A 1,611-nucleotide genomic window follows, 5' to 3' on the forward strand; every position below is an offset into this window, starting at 1 on the left:
GAGGAGGTGCGGACAAATTCTTGGACGGCTTATGCTGCAATTCCAAGATTCCGGCGGAATTCCGCGGGGCTAATCCCGCCCAGTGAGAGCTTTATGCGGTGCTGGTTGTACCACTGGATGTAAGAATCCAGCTGCTGCATGAAGTCGTGCAGGGTCGTATTGATCCAGGTGCGATTATAGTACATCTCGTTTTTCAGCCGCCCGAAGAAGCCCTCACAAGCAGAGTTATCCGGTGAGCACCCTTTGCGTGACATGGATCGGGCCAGTTGAGCATTTTGCATGCGCGACAGCCAGCCGGGCCAACGATAATGGGCACCCCGATCAGAATGCACAACAGGCCGGTTGGGACTATCGATGATTGTTTCGATCGCGGCATCAAGCATTGTATTCACGAGCTCTGCGTCTGGCCGCGTGCTCACAGACCAGCTGACCACCAGGCCATCGAAGCAATCGATTATGGGCGACAGATACACTTTGCCCGATGGCAGCTGGAATTCGGTGATATCAGTCAGCCATTTCTCGTTTGGCTTTGCAGCGTGGAAATCACGATTGACCAAATTTTCCGGCGCGGGATCTAATTCGCCTTGGTAAGACGTGTATCGACGCCGCCTAGCCGTGGTCACAACCAGCTGCGCCTGCTTCATCAAGCGGCGTACTACCTTTTCTGAGACCTGTTCTCCGTCCCTGGCCAGTGCCGCATGAATGCGTCTGTAGCCGTAACAGTTACGGTTGGTCTCGAAGAGCACCACAATGGTCTGGCGAAGATCTGCGTATCGGTCCTCAAGAGAAAGCAAAGACCGATGATAAAAATAAGAACTGCGGGCGAACTCAAGCCGCGTGAGAAGGTCGGGTAAAGCATATGTGTTTCGCAGGGCATCAACCAGCAGTGCCTTTTCCCGGTTTCCCAGGAGCCGCAGATCGATGCCCAGATCTTTTTTTATGAGTTCGTTCGCCTTCGTAAGCAGGTCATGTTCGAGTTGAAGGCGCTTCACATCACTGCGTAATGCTTCAAGTTCACGCTCGAGTTCGTCTCGGCTGGCAGTCGGTGGTAATTCGCGATGGCGTGTCATGGATGCAGGAACCTCACGACCAAGTTTCTGGTTCTTCCAGTCGTACAACGTCTGCCGGCTCACGCCTACCTTCTGAGCTACCGAGCGGGCGCTGTCGCTCCTGGTGCACAGATCGATCACGGCCGTTCGCTTCTGCTGCTCCGGTCTGATGGTACCGCTTGAGTTGCCGGTGTGAACTCTCCGCCTGTCGCCAGGTTGATATTCATCGATCCAAGCCGAAAGCTTTTCGCGGCCAGGGTAGCCAAGTGCCTTGATGGTCCATGCCAGGCAGCGGCCGTTGTCCAGATAGTGTTCAACGGCAATTCTCTTTTGCTCATCCGAATACCGCTGTTTGGTGCGTACATAACCTGCTGACAAGTCGTCGCCACGTGCGAACTCGCGATACCAATGCTTCAAAGCATTCTTCGTCGGATAACCCAACTGACGGATGGTGGCATTCGCCCGTTTGCCGAGCTTGATATAGAGCTGCACAGCCCTCATGCGGTCTTCATACGAATACATGAACTATCTCCTGTTAGTCCAAGTTTTCGTCCGCACCTCC

Annotated in this window: 1 protein-coding gene; it reads right to left on the reverse strand. The window is 54.1% G+C overall.

The window, feature by feature from the left end; genetic code table 11:
- Positions 1-29: 29 nt before the first annotated feature.
- A complete protein-coding gene (locus tag ACIQWP_RS31880; protein WP_402796492.1) occupies positions 30-1,571 on the reverse strand; it encodes an IS3 family transposase in 1,542 nt (513 codons plus the stop codon).
- Positions 1,572-1,611: the final 40 nt, after the last annotated feature.

This window comes from Rhizobium sp. NPDC090279 (assembly GCF_044769665.1).
Taxonomy (GTDB): Bacteria; Pseudomonadota; Alphaproteobacteria; order Rhizobiales; family Rhizobiaceae; genus Rhizobium.